The 18601-nt window shown below is 40.7% G+C and carries 20 protein-coding genes and 3 pseudogenes; 17 read left to right on the top strand and 6 right to left on the bottom strand.

Translation table 11 applies throughout. From position 1 onward, the window contains the following. The first annotated feature begins 120 nt into the window (after positions 1 to 120). Together AF333_RS20365 and AF333_RS20360 are read left to right on the top strand one after the other, a co-directional pair. Positions 121 to 1641: a HAMP domain-containing sensor histidine kinase gene (locus AF333_RS20365; protein WP_235496751.1), complete on the top strand. Its 1521-nt coding sequence runs from the start codon at positions 121 to 123 to the stop codon at positions 1639 to 1641. 178 nt (positions 1642 to 1819) lie between these two features. Beyond that, positions 1820 to 2302 (top strand): annotated as a pseudogene (locus tag AF333_RS20360) (ADP-ribosylglycohydrolase family protein); the annotation flags it as partial. A 4-nt stretch (positions 2303 to 2306) separates the two neighbouring features. Here AF333_RS20360 and AF333_RS37590 read toward each other — a convergent pair. Next, positions 2307 to 2594: pseudogene (locus AF333_RS37590) on the bottom strand (monooxygenase); the annotation flags it as partial. 83 nt (positions 2595 to 2677) lie between these two features. Between AF333_RS37590 and AF333_RS20355 the strand changes: the two are divergent. Together AF333_RS20355 and AF333_RS20350 are read left to right on the top strand one after the other, a co-directional pair. After that, on the top strand, positions 2678 to 2914 hold the full coding sequence (locus AF333_RS20355; RefSeq protein ID WP_235496749.1) for a hypothetical protein: 237 nt from the start codon (positions 2678 to 2680) through the stop codon (positions 2912 to 2914). 286 nt (positions 2915 to 3200) lie between these two features. Beyond that, positions 3201 to 3407, top strand: a complete 207-nt coding sequence (locus AF333_RS20350; protein ID WP_043068770.1) for a hypothetical protein — start codon at positions 3201 to 3203, stop codon at positions 3405 to 3407. Positions 3408 to 3521: 114 nt separating this feature from the next. Here the strand turns inward: AF333_RS20350 and AF333_RS20345 are convergent, their stop codons facing one another. Beyond that, entirely contained in the window at positions 3522 to 3719 is a 198-nt protein-coding gene (locus AF333_RS20345; protein WP_043068769.1) for an HNH endonuclease, read from the bottom strand. Between the two features lie 111 nt (positions 3720 to 3830). Here AF333_RS20345 and AF333_RS20340 point away from each other — a divergent pair, with 111 nt between their 5' ends. From AF333_RS20340 to AF333_RS20330, 3 genes are all read left to right on the top strand, one after another. Continuing rightward, positions 3831 to 4142, top strand: a complete 312-nt coding sequence (locus tag AF333_RS20340; RefSeq protein ID WP_139189259.1) for a hypothetical protein — start codon at positions 3831 to 3833, stop codon at positions 4140 to 4142. Positions 4143 to 4192: 50 nt separating this feature from the next. Continuing rightward, positions 4193 to 4423, top strand: a complete 231-nt coding sequence (locus AF333_RS20335) for a hypothetical protein (RefSeq protein WP_043068767.1) — start codon at positions 4193 to 4195, stop codon at positions 4421 to 4423. Positions 4424 to 4657: 234 nt separating this feature from the next. Then, positions 4658 to 4873, top strand: coding sequence for a helix-turn-helix transcriptional regulator (locus AF333_RS20330; protein WP_043068766.1), 216 nt, complete (start codon positions 4658 to 4660; stop codon positions 4871 to 4873). Positions 4874 to 6079: 1206 nt separating this feature from the next. Here the strand turns inward: AF333_RS20330 and AF333_RS36920 are convergent. Next, positions 6080 to 6211 (bottom strand): hypothetical protein, encoded by a 132-nt coding sequence (locus AF333_RS36920; RefSeq protein ID WP_255322310.1) that lies wholly within the window; start codon positions 6209 to 6211, stop codon positions 6080 to 6082. A gap of 19 nt (positions 6212 to 6230) precedes the next feature. Between AF333_RS36920 and AF333_RS20325 the strand changes: the two genes are divergently transcribed. Beyond that, entirely contained in the window at positions 6231 to 7037 is an 807-nt protein-coding gene (locus tag AF333_RS20325; protein ID WP_235496746.1) for a hypothetical protein, read from the top strand. Between the two features lie 348 nt (positions 7038 to 7385). On the opposite strand, the gene AF333_RS20320 is transcribed toward AF333_RS20325, so the two are convergent. The 3 genes from AF333_RS20320 to AF333_RS20310 all read right to left on the bottom strand — a co-directional run bounded on the left by AF333_RS20320 (position 7386) and on the right by AF333_RS20310 (position 8895). Further along, the gene (locus tag AF333_RS20320; protein ID WP_043068764.1) at positions 7386 to 7805 is read right to left on the bottom strand and encodes a type II toxin-antitoxin system HicB family antitoxin; all 420 of its coding nucleotides are present in this window, start codon (positions 7803 to 7805) and stop codon (positions 7386 to 7388) included. A gap of 29 nt (positions 7806 to 7834) precedes the next feature. Continuing rightward, positions 7835 to 8029: a type II toxin-antitoxin system HicA family toxin gene (locus AF333_RS20315; RefSeq protein ID WP_043068763.1), complete on the bottom strand. Its 195-nt coding sequence runs from the start codon at positions 8027 to 8029 to the stop codon at positions 7835 to 7837. A 179-nt stretch (positions 8030 to 8208) separates the two neighbouring features. Further along, entirely contained in the window at positions 8209 to 8895 is a 687-nt protein-coding gene (locus AF333_RS20310; RefSeq protein ID WP_053432728.1) for an IS6 family transposase, read from the bottom strand. Between the two features lie 240 nt (positions 8896 to 9135). Here AF333_RS20310 and AF333_RS20305 point away from each other — a divergent pair, with 240 nt between their 5' ends. The 9 genes and pseudogenes from AF333_RS20305 to cntE all read left to right on the top strand — a co-directional run bounded on the left by AF333_RS20305 (position 9136) and on the right by cntE (position 18372). After that, a complete protein-coding gene (locus tag AF333_RS20305) occupies positions 9136 to 9969 on the top strand; it encodes a hypothetical protein (protein ID WP_043068761.1) in 834 nt (277 codons plus the stop codon). A 29-nt stretch (positions 9970 to 9998) separates the two neighbouring features. Further along, positions 9999 to 10793, top strand: coding sequence for a methyltransferase domain-containing protein (locus AF333_RS20300; RefSeq protein WP_043068760.1), 795 nt, complete (start codon positions 9999 to 10001; stop codon positions 10791 to 10793). Between the two features lie 30 nt (positions 10794 to 10823). Further along, positions 10824 to 12143, top strand: a complete 1320-nt coding sequence (locus AF333_RS20295; protein ID WP_043068759.1) for an opine metallophore biosynthesis dehydrogenase — start codon at positions 10824 to 10826, stop codon at positions 12141 to 12143. Positions 12144 to 12163: 20 nt separating this feature from the next. Then, positions 12164 to 13771: a staphylopine-dependent metal ABC transporter substrate-binding lipoprotein gene (gene cntA / locus AF333_RS20290; protein WP_043068758.1), complete on the top strand. Its 1608-nt coding sequence runs from the start codon at positions 12164 to 12166 to the stop codon at positions 13769 to 13771. 13 nt (positions 13772 to 13784) lie between these two features. Beyond that, positions 13785 to 14717, top strand: coding sequence for a nickel/cobalt ABC transporter permease (opp1B, locus tag AF333_RS20285; RefSeq protein ID WP_043068757.1), 933 nt, complete (start codon positions 13785 to 13787; stop codon positions 14715 to 14717). 7 nt (positions 14718 to 14724) lie between these two features. Further along, the gene (gene cntC / locus AF333_RS20280; protein WP_043068756.1) at positions 14725 to 15585 is read left to right on the top strand and encodes a staphylopine uptake ABC transporter permease subunit CntC; all 861 of its coding nucleotides are present in this window, start codon (positions 14725 to 14727) and stop codon (positions 15583 to 15585) included. A 7-nt stretch (positions 15586 to 15592) separates the two neighbouring features. Further along, complete coding sequence (gene cntD / locus AF333_RS20275; protein ID WP_043068755.1) at positions 15593 to 16414, top strand: staphylopine uptake ABC transporter ATP-binding protein CntD; 822 nt, start codon at positions 15593 to 15595, stop codon at positions 16412 to 16414. Then, positions 16401 to 17144, top strand: a complete 744-nt coding sequence (locus tag AF333_RS20270) for an ABC transporter ATP-binding protein (protein ID WP_043068754.1) — start codon at positions 16401 to 16403, stop codon at positions 17142 to 17144. Before cntD ends, AF333_RS20270 begins: the two co-directional genes overlap by 14 nt. 42 nt (positions 17145 to 17186) lie before the next feature. Continuing rightward, positions 17187 to 18372: pseudogene (gene cntE / locus AF333_RS20265) on the top strand (staphylopine family metallophore export MFS transporter CntE). Positions 18373 to 18601 lie beyond the last annotated feature (229 nt).

Below are 18601 nucleotides of genomic sequence, written 5' to 3'. Positions count from 1 at the left end.
AGCCGCCACAATTTTGGCGGCTTTCCACGATTGATTATGGTCTATGTGATCAAATAAACGGTGAATCGCTTTATTTGCGATAACCCCCATTTTACAACTCTATAACAAAACAATAGTAATATGGTTATAAAAAAAGAGGTGAATCATTTTGGTAGCCATACACTTGCAAAAGCTACAGAAAAAATTTTGCGGGAAGCATTGGATAAAAACTTCCTGCAAGTTGGGTCATCGTTTGAGGGTAAACTTATGAAATACCGCACCTTTTTAACAACCCTTGTGCTTTTTCTGTTCTCCTTCAATCTTGGGATATTGATCATTTCTGTCACGACATTCAAGGATACCGTTAACCGTGCGGAAGAAAAAAGTTTGGGCGAACATTATTTCATAACATCTGCGCTTCTAAAGGATTTTTATGCCGTGGAAAGCCGCGGAATTGATATTGAGGGTTCTTTAGGCTCTCTGCTCCAGTCATACAGTTATCTGTTCGGGGATAAAAAGGTTAAACTGGCGCTCTACAAGGGCAATCAGCTTGTTTATTCTAATCGGCAGGAAATCGTATTGCCGAGCAGTTTTTCGGAACCGCCAGCAGACGGAAATCGTCTGGTTTCGATGCAAGAATCAGATGGCTGTACCTATGTAATGGTTTCGGGAAAGCTTCCCGTGCCCTATGATTTTTATACAATGATCTATCTTTATGATACGACAGATGCTATCACTGCATGGAAACAAACGAAAAACATGCTGTTTTTCGCGGGACTGATTCTTTCCAGTTTGCTTGCTCTCGGTCTTCTTTTATTGCTTAACCGAATATTCAAGCCTCTCTCGCAGATTTCTCAAATCTCCCGTAATATCGCAGCTGGCGCATATGAAACCAGGCTTCCGATATCTGGACATGATGAGCTTTCCGAAATGGCACAAAGCTTCAATCATATGGCGGAGGAAATTCAGTGTCAGATGCAGCAGCTGGCTACAGCTGCGGAACAGAAGCAGCAATTTGTAGATAATTTGGCTCATGAACTCAGAACTCCCCTAACCGCTATTTACGGATATGCGGAATACATCCAGAAGATCGCTCGTACCGAAGAGGATAAGCTGTTTGCGACCAATTACATTATGTCTGAGAGCCGCAGGCTTCAAAACATCGCCTATCATTTGCTGGATCTGGCAACCCTTCGTGAAAATAAGATTGAGCGGAGCAACGTTCGTATGGAACAGTTGATTCGCGGGGTCGAGCAAGTTCTGTCCATGAAGGCAGCCGAACAAAAAATCCGGATTACCTATGAGTATCGCTTTGAGACGTTGTTTTGCAATGCTGACTTAATGCATATACTGCTCGTTAATTTGATCGATAACGCGATGAAAGCATGTGATCCAGGTGGAGTTATCAAGCTGAACGCTGATCTGGAGGGGGAACACAAGGTGATCTCTGTCCAGGATAACGGTAAGGGAATGGCAGAGGATCATCTCGTTCATATTACAGAGGCATTCTATCGAGTAGATTCTTCCCGTAGCCGTTCTGGTGGCGGAGCGGGATTAGGCTTAACGCTTTGCCAGCAGATTGCGGTTAATCATGGGGCAGAGCTGAGCTTTTCATCTGAGCTAGGTAAAGGTACAACAGCTAAACTAACTTTTACAAGTTAATAGATAGCATAAATGAATAGTTTAATATGTTAAATCCAACATTTTCCTTTTTGCCAATCATGATTGTAACAAAAATGCTCCTTTTTGTTATAAAATACACCTAGCAAGTGGTACTTACTTTGCGGCTCATGGCAACTTCGCTAGGGTTGTCCAAAACAGAGAAAGGATGCAAATTTCTATGAATATTCTAGACCGTTTCCGCGGAAGTTTAATCGGTTTAGCTATTGGTGATGCATTAGGTGCCACACTTGAATTTAAAGCTCCCGGTACCTTTGAACCTATTACCAATATAGTTGGTGGCGGACCATTTAATTTGAAGCCTGGAGAGTGGACAGATGATACCTCAATGGCACTATGCTTAGCTGAAAGCTTAATAAAGTGTAATGGATTCAGTGCTGCGGACCAAATGGAGCGATACGTGAGATGGTATCGTGATGGTTATATGAGTAGTAAAGGTAAATGTTTTGATATTGGCATGACTACGAGAGAATCACTTGAATCCTTTGAAATAACAGGAGAACCATTTAGCGGATCAACCGATCCTTGGTCTGCAGGTAACGGATCGCTTATGAGGCTTGCTCTAGTACCCTTATATTTTTCTAAAAACCCTGAACTTGCTATTACTCTATCCGGGAAGAGTTCAATGACTACACATGGAGCTGAAGATAGGGGAGCTGGGGCCTGTACCCTGTCGCAAAGATGACAATATCTACAGGCTCTTTTGTCCCGTTCGGCCAAATTACGCCATCCGTATAAAAGGAAGTGAACATAGGTTGTTGATCTGGGTTGCCTGCTGCTAGTCGCTCTTTGTATTGACCTAAATCATTCACCGCACTTGAAATTGGTGCCGTTCTCCCGAATCTCCAGAATGGGAAGGTATCAAAACCAAGCATCCTCACCCAAAAATGCAAATCTTACCCCCATACTTTTTGTTTAACTAACTGAACAGGAGCCGAAAGGGATACGAGAACGTTTAGAAGCTGCTACGCCGGGCCCTTGGGGACACAATGATGATAATGAATATACAATCGGAGATTTGTACGCACCATTCGGAGAAAGAGAGATTTGTAAAGTGACATCCGGTAATCTAGCAGATACAACGTTTATTATGTGTTCTCCGACAGACGCACGCCGGCTGTTAGAGGACAATGAGAAGCAAAAGGAAGCGTTACAGCAAATCGAAAAATGGTTGGCCGGTACTTTGGCAAATGAAGATTTGACCATTGTAGAGAGCAAGATACTTGAAATTGCAAGGAAGGCATTGAATGCGTAAAAAAGAGGCCCCTTCATTTGAAGGGGCAAGAGTTAGGGGAGTAAATCATAATGCTATGACCTACACAATATATTCCCCTGCACGAGAGAAATTAAACGTGAGTTAACTCCTGTAGCCCGTCAGCTACAGAAGCAAGACAAAGAAATGTACTGCGCAATATACAGTACGAGACATAAATAGAAAAAGTTTCAAATAAAAAAATTCCCCTCAATGGAGGTCGCCAAAGAGGGGAAAACACCTGCTCATACTATTACTTAAATTATATCACAGAGCGGGGGAATGCAGAATGTTTGTAACGGTAGATAAGCGAGAAATCGATATAGATATGGAGAATAAGACAGCAGTAATCAGCACTGTAGGAGAGGATAAGCTTTTTTATGTAAAGAATGGGCGAGTGTTTGAGCTTCAGCTTCCAGACCGCGGCGATGTAGTTGTAAAAATAGTGGACAAGAAAATTTCTAAATTCGATCACCGAATTTCAACATTAGCATAGAAGAAAGAGAATCGTCTGATACCGAGAAACGGGAGGACGCACATTCAGTAAGCAATACGGGCAACGTGTCTGTATGGAGCTACTGGGAGCCGTGCGTCCTCTTTTTATTTACCATTACACGATTTTTACAATCTTCATGTTTTCTCGCCTGCAGTCTAGACCATTTTTATTTAGATGAATAACAGCATGTCCAGCTGGCGGTTTCATGATGAGGTTATGTAGATAAACATCCTGTCCATCTACAACTGTTATGGCATACTCCATGTTTTCGGTATAAGCAAGGAATTCATTCATTTTCATCGGTTGGTACATGGTAACAAGCCTCCTTTTAGGACACGGCTTTGATTTTATAGAACGAGTAAGGCTCAGTAAATAGTTTTAGAAACTGCTTAAACAGATTGTTTTTTGAAAGGGAATATAAGGGTGAATATACTTGCCGTTTTAACTCATTCAGGGATATGTGCGGCTAATGGAGAAGCGCGACGAATGGTACATCAAGGCGCAGTAAAGATAAATGAGCAGCTTATAAAGGACGTTGATCATAAGTTAAAGGATGGGGTATATACCATCACATTAGGAAGGCGGATGAATCGGCGTGTACACATATTGGATGGCAAGATGGTATACCCACGGAAAGATGAAAGGGACGAAAGGGAATTCAGAAAGACAGGGCAGATGATGCATCATCCAACTTGGAAGCGTGTAGGCGGAGCAATGAAGCAAACGAGGCGGTAACGGAAATAGATAACCACTAGTATAACAAAAAATACTAAGGAGGCGGTTTCATGCAAACCACAATCAACCCAAATCACAAATATATTGAATCTGTATGCAGTAAGTGCCCAGGAATCTACTGGGGGAAAAGTGCAAAGTGCCGGATCCATGATATGCACATCGGAAAAATCTCTTCATGCCAGCAATGGGATGATAAAGAAGCAGAACAGTGGATAGACAATGATGGGCAACTTGCCCTTACCAACTTTGAACCAGTACTCGAATTGCTCCATGTTGCTTAAGACCAGTTAGACGGGTACTACTGGATGACACAGCAAATTGAAAAATTACGAAGTGAAATTCAATCTGGATTAGGCAGCAATGACGATGTGGCGGCGGGTACAGCTCAATAGGGTATTGAAGCAACATTACCCAAAGCAAAGGGCGGGAATAGCGATCCGGTATTTAGAGAGGCGTGTAATAACCTGTGAGCATGGGAGAGGCTAAATGGACGATTAAAACGTTTTGAAAACAAGGTGAAGCGGGTTGATGCGTTTGCGGAAAAGAACAACCTATCCGAAAAAGAACAGATTGTACTTGAGGGCATCATGGATGGCCAGAAGATGAAGGATATTGCAAAAGAAATCGGGGTATCCCGTACAAGAGCACAAGAATTAAAGAATAAGGTTGTAAATAATTTAGCTCAGGCTATATATGATGAAGAAAAGAAAAAAGAAAAGGCGCTCTCTTAGGCCTAGTGAGAACGCCTTCTTTCTTTGGAGGTAAACTGGAGGCAAACGATGTGTTTACCTTATTACTTTATGTTTGGCTATTTAAATAAGACACAGTAAATGACTAGTTAAGATAACTATGTACAAGGTGACTCCTCAGCTCAAGGAAGGAAGAAGCCCTGAGGAGTCTATCCCTACTTATACTACAGGGGAGGGATAAGAAACCTTGATGTGTACTATATATTATTCCGATTCTCAATATCAGAAACGGTACATGCCCCTGGGGCACGTCCAATTTAATGTACAACTTTCGGTAGGTTGTAAAGATTCTTTTATTTAATGGACTAGGACAAGAAAAACCGACACCTCCGACACTTTTTGCTTGTCTAGATTCCGGCATGATAAACTGGGGGCAACCGAATAAATCAGATAGCCGCTTCTCTTTGGAGGCGACTTTTCTTATGCCTTTATACGTCACTCCTCCCTTATCGTTCGTGACATACGCTTATTGCAGGGGTAAATGCAATGAAGTCGAACAAACCACCTCCTATCGGCTGATTACCGATAAGAAACCCGTTGACCGCATACGAGTAAGGAGTGAATCGCGGCGGCCCTCCTGGTGCCGGAGTAAACCAGTATATCAATTAAAGGAGCGGAGCCGTATAGCTGTGCTTTTTTCGTTGGTAGAAAACAAGGGAGGCGGATATGTTTGGGATTTAAAGATGTAGTTATAGCAATCCTTTCACTGGCTAACCTGAATACGTTAAGGAAGAAGCAGGGTAAAGCGGCAGCTGAAAGGTAGCGGCTCCCTTAATAATACATACATGGTGTAAGGATGGAGTTTCCTTTACACTTTAGAAGTTAGCTTACAAAGTAGACGTTGTTTTACATTCTTGACATTTAAAGCAGTGTGAATGAGTAGGTGCTATATTTGAACCATCTAACGGGTGGGGATAATACCGGATTAACCCCCGAACTTTGGACACATATACTCTTATTCTCTCGTTAACGTAAAATTACGTTGTTACACACGCTTAATTCCGCAGGGATAGTACATGATAGTGGATTACCTATAAAAATTAATAATGCACCTGAGACCTTCGCAACAACAATCCGGCTTCTCACAGGTGGAGTATCATCAACGGACAAAGAAAACGAGTGGGATCAGTATATTGTTAACTCTTCTTTAAACGGAACAATTATACCAGGAGATAATGCAGTATGGAATTAGAGTGATATTAACTCGTGGACAAGTACAATACCATCAAATAACAGTGTAGATAGGGTAGCACGCGGTGGTTCAACTAATGGTGTTAGTCGGTTTTCCCTTGCCCCATCTTCTACAATAAATACGTCCAAATGATTCCGTCCTGTAATGATGATAAGCGTATCAGGGGAAGAAGAAAAACCAAGCACTCCAAAATATATAGTCCAAATTGGTACAGATATTTATTTACCAGATGGGACTCTACAGGGGGCTCGTGGAACGGATGGAGAATTAAAAGAGCTAATGGAGGCGAATGGTGCAGACCTCCCTGTAATTTCTTGGGATATATTGCATGAAGTTGCAAAGACAGTTGGAAGGCCATTAAAAGTATTGTGTTTAACTAATGGTACTACAAATACAGCACCTACACTCCGTGCTATTCAAGCCCCTTACGCTCAGTTTATTACACCAAAAGCAAGCATTAACATTAAATCTATTTCTGGAATCAGTTCTGTAAAGGTAACAGGTAACAAGACAGGAGAAGCAGACGAACGCTATGTGGTCGCAAAAACAAATATTGAAACCGGGGCTCCAGATTGGTATGTAAAAACTGCAACAGGATGGGCGAATATCGGTAAGATAGACCATACGATTTCTTCTGAAGTTAACAAAGTTGCTCAACAAGGAATGACATTAGAGGAACTAAATGCTATTACGTCCGCCGAATGGGCACAGTTGTTTGATGATGGTAACGGGATTCCGAAGTATGAATGGATTGCATTTGGTTATTTACAATCTCAAAAATCTTCTACTGATATTTGCGAAAATGATGAGCTTGTAATGCAAGTCAATATGCAGGGGAAATGGGTAAAGGCCATCCATGGAACGGATTACAACTATGAGTATGATGGAGTAGATAAGCTCCAGGTTCATATTCTTTCAGATGGTGACTACAAATTAAATCGTGTCCCTGTTTAAGTTGGGTACTAAGTTGCAAAAAGTATATTATATTTAAGCACTCTTAGATAAGGGTGCTTTTTCTTTTGGGAGGGAACTGATTGCAGTACCAGCTTATAGGAGACAATACACCGGTTGAGAAACGGTTCAGGGTATGAACGATAGAAAAAACGCCCTTATTCAGGGCGTTGTTCAGAATGTGGAGAAACCCTATTTATGAAAATAGAGATTTTTCACTTAAAAATTTGACGCCTCAGATTCGCCTGTACGGGCTTGTAGAGGCATAGGGAGACATTTTTGTCCCCCCTAAAATCATCAAAATTAGGTCAAGATTTTTGAAAAACCACTTTCTCGACAGCCTGAACGCCCTTATTCAGGGCGCTTGTCATTAACTCCAAGATGTTCTTTTAATGCATCTTGAAGGATGTGTGAGTAGTTCACCTTATGTTCCTGGGCTAAATCATCCAACCATTTTGGAATCGTAAGTGTCTTTTTTACAGCCTTATTTTCGATATTACTACGGAAAGGTGGCATAAAGACTTCAACAAGAATGATTGCCTGTTTAGGAGCCGGTTTAATGTCTTGGAAATGGGAAGGAGAGGGAATGTCCTCTTTATCTTGCTCTAAACCATACAGATGAAGCGCCAGTGCTTCTTTTGCCATCTTTACGGCTTCTTCTTCTGTATCACCGCAAGACAAGCAACCAGGTAAGTCTGGGAATGAGATAGAAATACCGTCATCATCGTATTCAAAAATTGCCGGATACCTATACCAATCTTTTTTATTCATATATAAACCTCCTTGGCAGGGGGAGGGGGTTATCCCTCAATCCCTGCTTGCTTGAGTATGCTTTTTATTGTTTTTAAAGGCATGTCCTTTTTAGGATGAGGAATTGTTAGTATGCCTTTTTTTGATGGATGCCTATACTGGTGATGGCTCCCGGCCACCCGTATTAATTCCCATCCATCTTGTTGAACCATTTTGATTAAGTCCCGCGATGAGTATGACTTCATGTTCCCTCCCTCCTTGATTCTATTATAACACGTATAATAATACGTATCAATAAGGGGGAGGGGAATCCGGAAGAAAAATAGGAAGTTGAGAGGTAGCTTAGTTATGTATGACTGTGAAAAATGGGTTCTGTTGCAAAGTTTCTTAACAGATAAAAATGTGGGTTGGGTGCGATTAAATCTCATGCAATTGTAAGTAACTTTTGCAATTCATTATACGTTGAAAAACCGCAGTTTGGTCGTAAACTGCGGTTTTGTTTATATATAGCATGAATGGTTTCGATTCCTTTTAAGGTACGGGAATCGTGGCGAAGATTTTGAAATCCTGCAGATTTAGAAAAACATCGCTTCACATGCCTATGGTCCTGTTCAATGGGGTTGTTCAAATACTTGATTGTACAATGAGTTGGTTTTAGATAAAAGCCTTGTTCTCTTAATTTGTTAAATGCACAAAGTAATGCTGGTGCTTTGTCTGTAGTGAGAACCGTAGGTTCTCCAAACGTTTTGACCAATCTTTTCATAAAGGTATAGGCAGCCTGATGATCCCGTTTTTTACGAAGTTGAATATCCAATGTGTGCCCGTCTTTATCGATTGCACGATATAAATAACACCATTTCCCTCTGACTTTTATATAGGTTTCATCTAGTCTCCAAGATAATTGAACGTTTTTATTTTTCTTCTTCCAAATTTGATAGATAAGATTTCCATATTCATGAACCCAGCGCATGATGGTTGTTGGATGAACCGAAACACCACGCTCTTTTAAGATTTCAGATACTTCACGATAGCTTAAAGAAAAACGACAATAGTAGCCGACGGCTACTAAAATAATATCCTTTTTAAATTGTTTTCCTTTAAAATATCCCATTTGTGATTCTCCTAGCTCTGTTTTGAAAAAGTTTAGCGTACTTTTAAAACCTTGCAACAGAACCAATCTAAGAGTGATGACACTTTTATATAATAACATCATGAAAACAAACCAGATATTGACACTGAACAACGTTATGCTATAATCTGTTTTATACTCGATAATCGTAATCATTACTATTTGTTTGAAAATACTCTGTAGACAAAACAAACTCAAATATAGTTGTAGAGGGTATTTGTTATGAAAAAGGAAATAGATTTTATAAAATTTAATCCGACACAAAATATGACCGTTCTTATTAAAGCTAATCATCCAATCGAAGAGTATAAACACATTGCTTCAAAAATTATGTCATATGACAGTGTGTATGCTGAACAAGTAGGATTTATAGAAGAATCAATAAAAAATGAAGCTGCCGCATATCTACAAATGGCTGGAGGTGAGTTTTGCGGTAATGCTTGTATGGCATTGGCAACGTTTATTGCATCTGAAAAAGGGCTCGCTCCTAACGGTTTGATGGAAATTGTATTAGAAGCCTCGGGGACAGATCAATTAATCGTATGTCAAGTGAAAAAAATCAAAGAAGAGTATTTCTGTCAAGTTGCAATGCCTGTTCCTAAAAAAATAGAGCAGAAGACAGTAAAGTATGAAGGTGATGAGTTGAAGCTTATCATCGTGAGATACCATGATTTTTTTCATATTGTGATTGAAGTGGACCAATTCAACAAGACCATGAGAAAAAAGGCCCAAGGATTAGCAAAGCTGCTTGGAGTAACATTAGGCGCGAACTTGATTGGCATCTTATTGTTTAAGTCTGATTCTAATGAATTGGCTCCGCTCGTTTATGTTCCCCTAATAGACAGCATGATCTGGGAAAGAGGCTGCGGATCAGGTACGGCTTCGCTTGGAGCGTACCTTTCATGGAAAATCAAGGGCTCTATTTCCGCTCCAATCAAGCAACCTGGTGGCACGATTCATGTAACTGTTGATTGTTATAAAGATGAGATAACAAGTCTGAAAATTGAGGGATCTGTTGGAATTGTAGCACAAGGCAAAGCTTTTATTGATGTTTAGCTAATTACAATAGTATTGGGGCGAAGTGAATGAATACGTCAGAACAATTTCAACGACATTTGATCGAGTTCCAGGATAGGTTTATGTATTTAGCAAACCGATATGACAGTACAATTCACCATAGCTCGGAGTTAGAGACCATAATAGATGACTACTCAGCTTTCATAACAGACGAGAGTAACAAAAAAGCGTGGGAACAACTGGAACAACAAGCATCCAGTGAGTTTTCCCGACTTGTGGCTGATTTAAGGAAGACGTCTGCACAATGTGTTGCGATTATGGAGAAATACCGTGCATTAAAGCTGCTAAATGGAGAGGTTGCCAGGACCGATTACTTCAAAAATGTAGAATCCTGTATTGAAAAAGAATTTGGAAGCTTTCAAGTCACTTCTGATTCCACAGTATTGTTGATTGGCTCGGGGTCGTTCCCAATGACACCATTATTTATTGCGAAACGAACAGGTGCACAAGTGGTTGGCATCGATGTTGATGAGGAGGCGATAGAACTTGGAAGAAGGGTGATAGCTCGATTAGGAAGCGGATTGAACATTCGATTAGAGAACGTGTTCGTAGAGCATCTTGATGTCACAAAGGATGTAACCCATATCATATTCAGCTCAACAGTTGCCAATAAATATGACCTGTTGGACCAATTGCATCCCTTAACAAATGAACAAGTGGTCGTGGCGATGAGATATGGTGATCGGTTGAAGTCTTTATTCAATTACCCCATGAAAGAGACGGCTGAGCGAAAATGGAGGCTGATTGACATGATTTTGCGTCCCGGTCATGTGTTTGATATCGCTTTGTATGAAAAAGCATAGGTTTACATGGGGATCGAAAAGGAGATTTATATGAGTGATTTTAAACGAGTCTTAATATTGGGAACGGGTCCTACTTCCATTCAACTTGCTGTAATGCTAAAAAACCATTTGAATTGCTGCATAGGAATCGTTGGGCGAGAATCTGTTCGTTCCGAGCCATTCTTTGTAGCACTGAAACAAAGCAACCAGAGAATTCGTGTAGACATCCAAAATGAAAAACATCGACAAATGGAAGGAGAGTGTTTTATCGATCATGTTTATCATGGATATGGGACCATTACGGGGGAATGGGATACCGTTATTTTGTCTGTTACAACGGATGCCTACATCGAGGTCTTAAAACAAATCAATGATCAGCTCTTAAAGCAAGTAAGGTGCATGGTATTAATATCTCCAACCTTTGGTTCAAATAGCTTAATACTCCACTATATGAACTCTATTCAGTCAAGCGCGGAGATCATCAGCTTTTCTACATACCTTGGCGATACACGCTGGATGAGCGGTGAGCCGTCAAATCATGTTATCACGACAGGGGTGAAGAAAAAAGTTTTCATTGGCTCGTCGAACGACGAGTCTCAAAATATTGAAAAGCTCTGTGCGTTATATGAACGATTGGGTATCACGCTGGAGACCATGAGTTGTCCGATCGAGGCAGAGACGAGAAATATATCTCTATATGTCCATCCGCCGTTGTTTATGAATGATTTTTCGCTCAGCGTCATATTCGGAGAGTCAGCTGTCAGGAAATACGTATATAAAATGTTTCCCGAGGGCCCCATCACGCAATATTTAATTCGCGATATGCTAGCTGAGTGGAAAGAGATTACGAATATTATTGAAAAGCTGAATATGACAGGCGTTAATTTGCTTCAGTTCATGGTAGATGACAATTATCCAGTGCGATTGGAAAGCTTGTCTCGTCATGATATTGATAACTTCATTCATTTAGAGACGATTCATCAAGAGTATTTATTGTACATCCGGTATACCTCCCTGTTAATCGATCCTTTCTCGGAGCCGGATCAGGGTGGGAAATATTTCGATTTTTCTGCCGTCCCTATTCGGCAAATGTTTGTCAACAGGGAAGGGTATTGGGATATCCCGCGAATGCCCAAGGAAGATTATTATCGCATAAAAATCATACAAGGCATTGCAAGATATGTAGATTCGAGTTGCCCAACCATTGATAAATTCATTGCAGCCTACGAGCGTAAAATCGAGGACGCTGCGCAAGCGCTTCAAGGCGAATTGTTGTCGGATGCATTTGTCGTGCAAAACTTTGAAGAAGATTTGAAGATGATATGCAGTGAAATCGGAAAACGTATTGGATCAAAGACACTGAACAAGTAGGTACTATCGGAGGGTATAACATGACAAGAAGAATGGTTGCTTTTTTAGCTGCTTTGATGGCTTTAATGGTACTGCTGTCAGGCTGCAGTGACGGTAATGATGCTAAAACGGGGTCAATAGCTCAAGGCAAAGAGTTGGTGTATGCAACAGCGAAAGACATTAATGATATGAATCCCCATTTGTACCCAGGTTCAATGTCGGCTCAAGGGATGGTATATGAATCGTTGGTTGAAAATACGGAAGATGGAATCAAGCCATTGCTTGCCGAATCGTGGGAAATTTCTAACGATGGAAAAGTATATACCTTTCATCTAAGACAAGGCGTGAAGTTCCATGATGGGGAGCCATTTGACGCAGAAGCAGTGAAGAAGAATATTGAGGCTGTGCAAAAGAATGCGAAAAAGCATTCCTGGATTAAGCTGTCAACCAAAATCGTGAGTTGTAATGTAATAGACCCATATACAGTTCAATTGGTTCTGTCAGAAACCTATTATCCAACGTTGGTTGAATTGTCAATGACCAGACCGTATGTATTTATCTCACCCAAAAATTTTATTAACGGGGAAACAAAGGATGGTGTAAATGGTTACAACGGAACAGGACCCTATAGACTCGCTGAACATAAAGTCGATCAGTATGCCATTTTTGAAGCAAATGAAAACTACTGGGGCGGTGCGCCTAAAGTGAAGAAAATTACCGCTAAAGTTCTTCCGGCAGGGGAAACAACATTTTTAGCATTGAAAAAAGGAGAGGTTAATTTTGTATTTACAGATGATCGAGGCACAGACAGCCTTGATGTGGAAGCGATGAATAAATTAGCTGAGTCAGGCGATTATCAAATTGTCAGAAGTAAAGCCATGAATACGAATATGATCGCAGCCAATAGCAGTAAATTGGATAATCCGATACATGAGACAGCTGTTCGTTTAGCGATTTGGCATGCGATTGATCGAGAAACAATCAGCAAGCAAATTTTCCATGAAACCGAACCAGCAGCCTATACACTATTCTCGCCTAACGTCAATTACGCAAATGTCGAATTGAAGAAACGTGGCTATGATTTGGAAAAAGCAAAAAAAATCCTGGACGAAGCAGGCTGGATCTTAAAAGATGGCCAAACGGTCAGAACGAAAAGCGGAAACAAATTGGATATGAAGCTTTATTATGATGCGAATTCTTCTTCCCAAAAAACACAAGCTGAATTTATACAAAATTCACTGAAAAAGATAGGGATTCAACTTCAGCTTGTTGGCGAGGAGTCGACTTCAATCGCTAAAAGAAGATCAACGGGTGATTATGATTTATTATTCAATCAAACATGGGGACTCGCGTATGATCCGCAAAGTACAGTCTCTGCTTTTGCTTCCGAATCTTCTTATTACCATACCACAAGTGGCATTACGAAAGCAGATGAACTCTACAAGAAAATTGATCAAGTTATGGTGTCTACGGATGAGGATACACGAAAATCGTTATATGCGGATATTTTAACAATTGTTCATGAGGAAGCCGTCTTTATTCCAATTACAAACGGCAATGTCACTGTAATTGCTCCGAAAAATTTACAAGGTGTCTCATTTAAGCAAACACAATATGAACTGCCATTTGAGCAAATGCACTTTAAATAAAAAGGGGAATTCTATGGGCAGTTTTATCATCAAAAGGGTATTGGTATCGATTCCATTACTGTTGATCATTTCGTTTTTAACGTTTGTCTTAATCAATTTATCTCCTTTAGATCCAGCCGAAGTAGTATTACATGCGCAAGGTGTACCCAAAATAACAGACGAATTGATCGCACAGACAAAAGCAGAGTTAGGGATGGATCGACCATTTCTTATCCGTTATATAAATTGGTTCATGGCATGCTTGCAGCTGGATTTCGGGAAGTCATACGTTACAGGAGAACCTGTGTGGTCATTGCTAGGTCCAGCTTTTCTAAATACGTTAAAGTTGACGTTAGTTTCAGTTATTTTCATTATTGCGCTGTCCATTTTACTAGGTGTAATCTGCGCATTGAAGGAAGGCAAAATGATGGATAAATCGGTCAGGGGCATTTCATTTTTCCTGACGTCCATGCCGTCATACTGGCTTGCGGCACTTATGATCTGGTATTTTTCTGTGAAGTTAGATTTGTTGCCAACAAGCGGGATGGATTCGTACAAAAGTTATATTTTACCGGTTATTGTGATCGTGCTCAGTTATGCAGGCATTTATTTCAGAATCGTCAGAAGTTCGATGGTAAGCAATTTAAATGAAGATTATGTACTGTATGGAAGGGCATGTGGCTTACCAGAAAAGAAAATCACGATGCATATTTTAAGAAATTCATTGCAGGTTGCCATTTCTGTATTTTGCATGGCTATACCCATTATATTGGGAAGCACGGTAGTTGTAGAAAATGTATTTGCATGGCCCGGGTTAGGGAGTCTAAGTGTGAAATCGATTCTAAGCAGAGATTTCCCGATGATCCAAGCGTATGTCCTTGTATTGGCAGTGGCCTTTGTTTTGTTTAACACCATTTCTGATATTATCAACGCGGCGATGAATCCCAAATTAAGAAAGGATCTCTAACTGAAAAATGAAAGTATTGAAACATGTAATCAATGACAAGCTGGCTGCTGTATCTTTATCCGTCATTGTTGCAACTGTTGGCGCCGGAATATTTGCTCCTTTAATTGCGCCGCATGATCCTAATGAAGTAAATATGGAACTTCGATTTGCAGCCTTATCATGGGAATACCTCCTAGGCAACGACCATCTGGGGAGATGCATCTTGTCTAGATTAATTTATGGCATTCGTCCCAGCGTGTTATGGGTGTTTATTGCATTAGTCCTATCTGTTTTGATCGGAGCTGTTGTAGGCTTTATAGCAGGCTACTTTAGAGGAAAAACGGATGCCCTTTTAATGAGAATGTGCGATGTTATGCTTTCCTTTCCGGGATACGTAATGACATTGGCGCTTGTTGGTATGTTGGGCGCGGGTCTTGAGAATATTTTGATTGCGTTTATTTTGACGAAATGGGCATGGTTTGCTCGCGTAATCAGAACGTCTGTGATGCAGTATGCTGAATCTGAATATGTAAAGTTCTCCAAGGCAACCGGTGTTAGCGACATAAAAATCATGTATAAGCATATTGTGCCAGTTGCGCTTCCTGACATTGCGGTCATTTCAAGCAGTTCTTTCAGTACGATGATTTTGCAAATATCAGGGTTTTCTTTCCTTGGATTAGGAGTTCAGGCTCCTACTGCGGAGTGGGGCATGATGTTGAATGAGGCAAGAGAGGTCATGTTTTCAAGGCCGGAATTCATGTTGGCACCTGGCTTAACCATCATTATTGTTGTGTCGGCCGTTAACTTTTTGTCTGATGCACTTCAAGTTGCGTTAGATCCTAAATTAATGACCTCTAAACGTAAGCTTCAAGGAAAAGAGGTGGCATAATTCATTTATGAATACTTTGGAAGTTGTCAATTTGAAAATATGGGATAGCAGTACCAATAAGATGATTATTCCGAATAGTTCATTTCATGTAAAGCAAGGAAGCTGTCTGGCAATTGTAGGGGAAAGCGGAAGCGGGAAGTCTGTGACCTGCAGGGCAATTATGAGATTGAATAAAGGCGGGATACGCCAAACCGGAGACATTCTGTTCAAAGGAGAAAACTTAACCGAACTTCCTGAAAAAGAAATGAGAAAAAAGAGGGGGAAAAATCTTTGTATGATTTTGCAAAATGGCATGCGTGCCTTTAATCCCTCTTGTGTGGTCGGAGTTCATCTAAAGGGGACACTTGTGGAACATTTCGGCTGGAGCCATGACGAAATCACAGCCAAAATGAAAAATGCCATGGAAAGCGTTATGCTGAAAAACCCGATAGAGGTGATGAATAAGTATCCCCACCAGCTGTCGGGCGGAATGCTGCAGCGGGTTATGATTGCATTGGCAATCGTATTGGAACCTGACATCATTATCGCTGATGAACCGACAACAGCACTCGATACAATTTCGCAATTCGAAGTGGTTGAACAGTTCATTCAATTGCGGGCAAGAATGGGTTGCTCGATGATTTTCATTTCTCACGATTTAGGCGTTGTCAAAAAAATTGCGGATGAAGTTCTAGTCATGAAGGATGGGAAAATTGTTGAAAGAGGGACAACCCAAGCCATTTTCTCTAAAGCTCAGCATGAACACACCCGATATTTAGTATCTACGAAGCTGGCGTTGAATCATCATTTTAGGAGAATAATGGGAGGCGTTATCGTTGCTGAGCGTTGATCGCGTTGAGAAATCCTATAACAAAGGCGGATTGTTCTCTAGGGAAAGACAGACTGTGTTAAAAAATATTAGTTTCGAATGGGGGCAAGGGGAATGTCTCGGCATTATCGGGGAAAGCGGCAGTGGAAAATCCACATTAGGGCGGTTGCTGTTAGGAATTGAAAAGCCTGATCAAGGAACCATTTTGTTTAGAGGGAAGCGTATAGAGGATCGAAGAGTGAGATTAGGAAACATCAGCGCCGTATTTCAAGATTACACGTCTTCCATTAATCCGTTTTACACGGTTGAAGAAGCCATTCTGGAACCTCTAACCCTGCAAAGAAAGGTTCAACAAGATATTAAAGGCAAGATCGATGATCTATTATATCAAGTCGGATTGAATTCCTCTTATCGCAAGAAATATCCTCATGAGTTATCAGGGGGAGAGATTCAGCGGGTGTGCATTGCGAGAGCCGTTTCAACTGAACCGAAATGTGTTTTATTAGATGAAGCAATCAGCTCTTTGGATAGCTCTGTTCAAATCCAAGTGCTTGAACTGCTAATAAACCTGAGGGAATTTTACAACATGGGATATATCTTCATAACCCATGATATACAGGCTGCTGCCTATATTTGCGACAGAATGATGATCATTAGAAATGGCCAAATTGAAGAAATGGTCAAGATCGAACAATTAAAAGACGTTCAGTCAGCATATGCAAGAAAATTATTGCAAATGATCATTGCGTAATCGATACAGGTATCAATGAGAGTTTAAGGAGGAGCAACAATTGTGAGAGGAGCTCTGTCTTGGCCTTTTCTGCGGTTATATATGTTAACTCTTTTGTATTTTAGTGCCAACGCTATACTGAATGTTATTATTCCTTTGAAGGGTGAATCACTAGGGGCCACCAATACAACGATCGGGATCATCATGGGGGCGTATTTGTTTACCACTATGTTCTTTCGGCCGTGGGCAGGCCATATGATTCAAAAGCATGGGCCGATCAAAGTGCTGCGCACTATCCTTATTATCAATGGATGTGCTTTATTCCTGTACACGTTCACTGGATTGGGGGGGCTATTTCGTCGCCCGTATGCTGCAAGGTGTGTGTACAGCTTTTTTTTCAATGGCATTACAGCTGGGCATTATTGATGCACTGCCGGACAAGGACCGTTCCCAAGGTATTTCACTATATTCTTTATGTTCCTATATGCCGGGGATTGTTGGTCCCCTACTGGCGCTAGGCATTTGGCAAGCAGGGGATACGAATTATTTTACAGTGGTAATGATAGCCATTGCCATATGTACAGGGGTGGTTGGCTATAGTGCCAAAATGGACAAAAAAGAAGAAGATCAGCCTGTTTCAAATAATACGGTGCAGGGAGAAAACATGTTTAAGTCCTTTAGCCAGTTAGTAAAAAATCCGTATTTATTTAAATGCAGCGTCTTGATGTTGGTGGCTTCCATTGTATTTGGAGCTGTTACAACCTTTATACCGTTGTATGCTGTACAATTAAAAGGCGGCAATGCTGGAATTTATCTCATGCTTCAGGCGGGTACCGTAGTCTTGGCTCGTTTTGCCTTACGGAAGAAAATTCCTTCAGACGGCAAATGGCATTCGGCTTTTATCATGGTAATCATGCTCATTCTAGCCGTGGCGGCGCAATGTGTAAGCTTTTCTATAGCGGGTGGAGCTGTCTTTTTCTATGTTGGTGCAGGTTTAATGGGGATCGCACAGGCACTTCTCTATCCTACGTTAACAACGTATTTGACTTTTGTATTGCCGCAGATAAATCGTAATGTGTTACTTGGTTTATTTATTGCTATGGCTGATTTAGGCGTTTCGCTGGGTGGTGTCATTATGGGGCCGATAGCTGATCTCTCTTCATACTCATTTATGTATATGATTTGTGCTAGTTTAGGTGTGGCAATGATTATTTTTTCTTATGATCGAAGGAAAATATTTGTTGGGTGAATATAAAAGAATCTGTTGTAATTTTCATTTATGACATTTGAATGGCTTCTTGATTAGGATTGAATTTAATATGTTACTCTTATAAAGGATAATCATGAAAGAATGTCAGTTGGCATTTATGGAACACTGTATATCTTAACGTGGTGGCAAAATTGATACAAGAAAAAGGAAATTTACAAGAAGACTTGCTAAAGTATATTTCCTCATTGAGATGGATGTGTGACACTAC

Source organism: Aneurinibacillus migulanus (assembly GCF_001274715.1).
In the GTDB taxonomy this organism is placed as follows: Bacteria; Bacillota; Bacilli; order Aneurinibacillales; family Aneurinibacillaceae; genus Aneurinibacillus; species Aneurinibacillus migulanus.
Note: the sequence above shows the minus strand (reverse complement) of the source record. Positions and strands in the feature narration are given on the sequence as shown.

Bases quoted from the DNA above. Each gene is read 5' to 3' on its own strand.
- AF333_RS20345 (WP_043068769.1), bottom strand. From the start codon at position 3,719: ATGTACCAACCGATGAAAATGAATGAATTCCTTGCTTATACCGAAAAC.
- AF333_RS20295 (WP_043068759.1), top strand. From the start codon at position 10,824: ATGAGTGATTTTAAACGAGTCTTAATATTGGGAACGGGTCCTACTTCC.
- cntD (WP_043068755.1), top strand. From the start codon at position 15,593: ATGAATACTTTGGAAGTTGTCAATTTGAAAATATGGGATAGCAGTACC.
- AF333_RS20310 (WP_053432728.1), bottom strand. From the start codon at position 8,895: ATGGGATATTTTAAAGGAAAACAATTTAAAAAGGATATTATTTTAGTA.
- AF333_RS20335 (WP_043068767.1), top strand. From the start codon at position 4,193: ATGCAAACCACAATCAACCCAAATCACAAATATATTGAATCTGTATGC.
- AF333_RS20300 (WP_043068760.1), top strand. From the start codon at position 9,999: ATGAATACGTCAGAACAATTTCAACGACATTTGATCGAGTTCCAGGAT.
- cntA (WP_043068758.1), top strand. From the start codon at position 12,164: ATGACAAGAAGAATGGTTGCTTTTTTAGCTGCTTTGATGGCTTTAATG.
- AF333_RS20350 (WP_043068770.1), top strand. From the start codon at position 3,201: ATGTTTGTAACGGTAGATAAGCGAGAAATCGATATAGATATGGAGAAT.
- cntC (WP_043068756.1), top strand. From the start codon at position 14,725: ATGAAAGTATTGAAACATGTAATCAATGACAAGCTGGCTGCTGTATCT.
- AF333_RS20365 (WP_235496751.1), top strand. From the start codon at position 121: ATGGTTATAAAAAAAGAGGTGAATCATTTTGGTAGCCATACACTTGCA.
- opp1B (WP_043068757.1), top strand. From the start codon at position 13,785: ATGGGCAGTTTTATCATCAAAAGGGTATTGGTATCGATTCCATTACTG.
- AF333_RS20325 (WP_235496746.1), top strand. From the start codon at position 6,231: ATGATAAGCGTATCAGGGGAAGAAGAAAAACCAAGCACTCCAAAATAT.
- AF333_RS20305 (WP_043068761.1), top strand. From the start codon at position 9,136: ATGAAAAAGGAAATAGATTTTATAAAATTTAATCCGACACAAAATATG.
- AF333_RS20320 (WP_043068764.1), bottom strand. From the start codon at position 7,805: ATGAATAAAAAAGATTGGTATAGGTATCCGGCAATTTTTGAATACGAT.
- AF333_RS20315 (WP_043068763.1), bottom strand. From the start codon at position 8,029: ATGAAGTCATACTCATCGCGGGACTTAATCAAAATGGTTCAACAAGAT.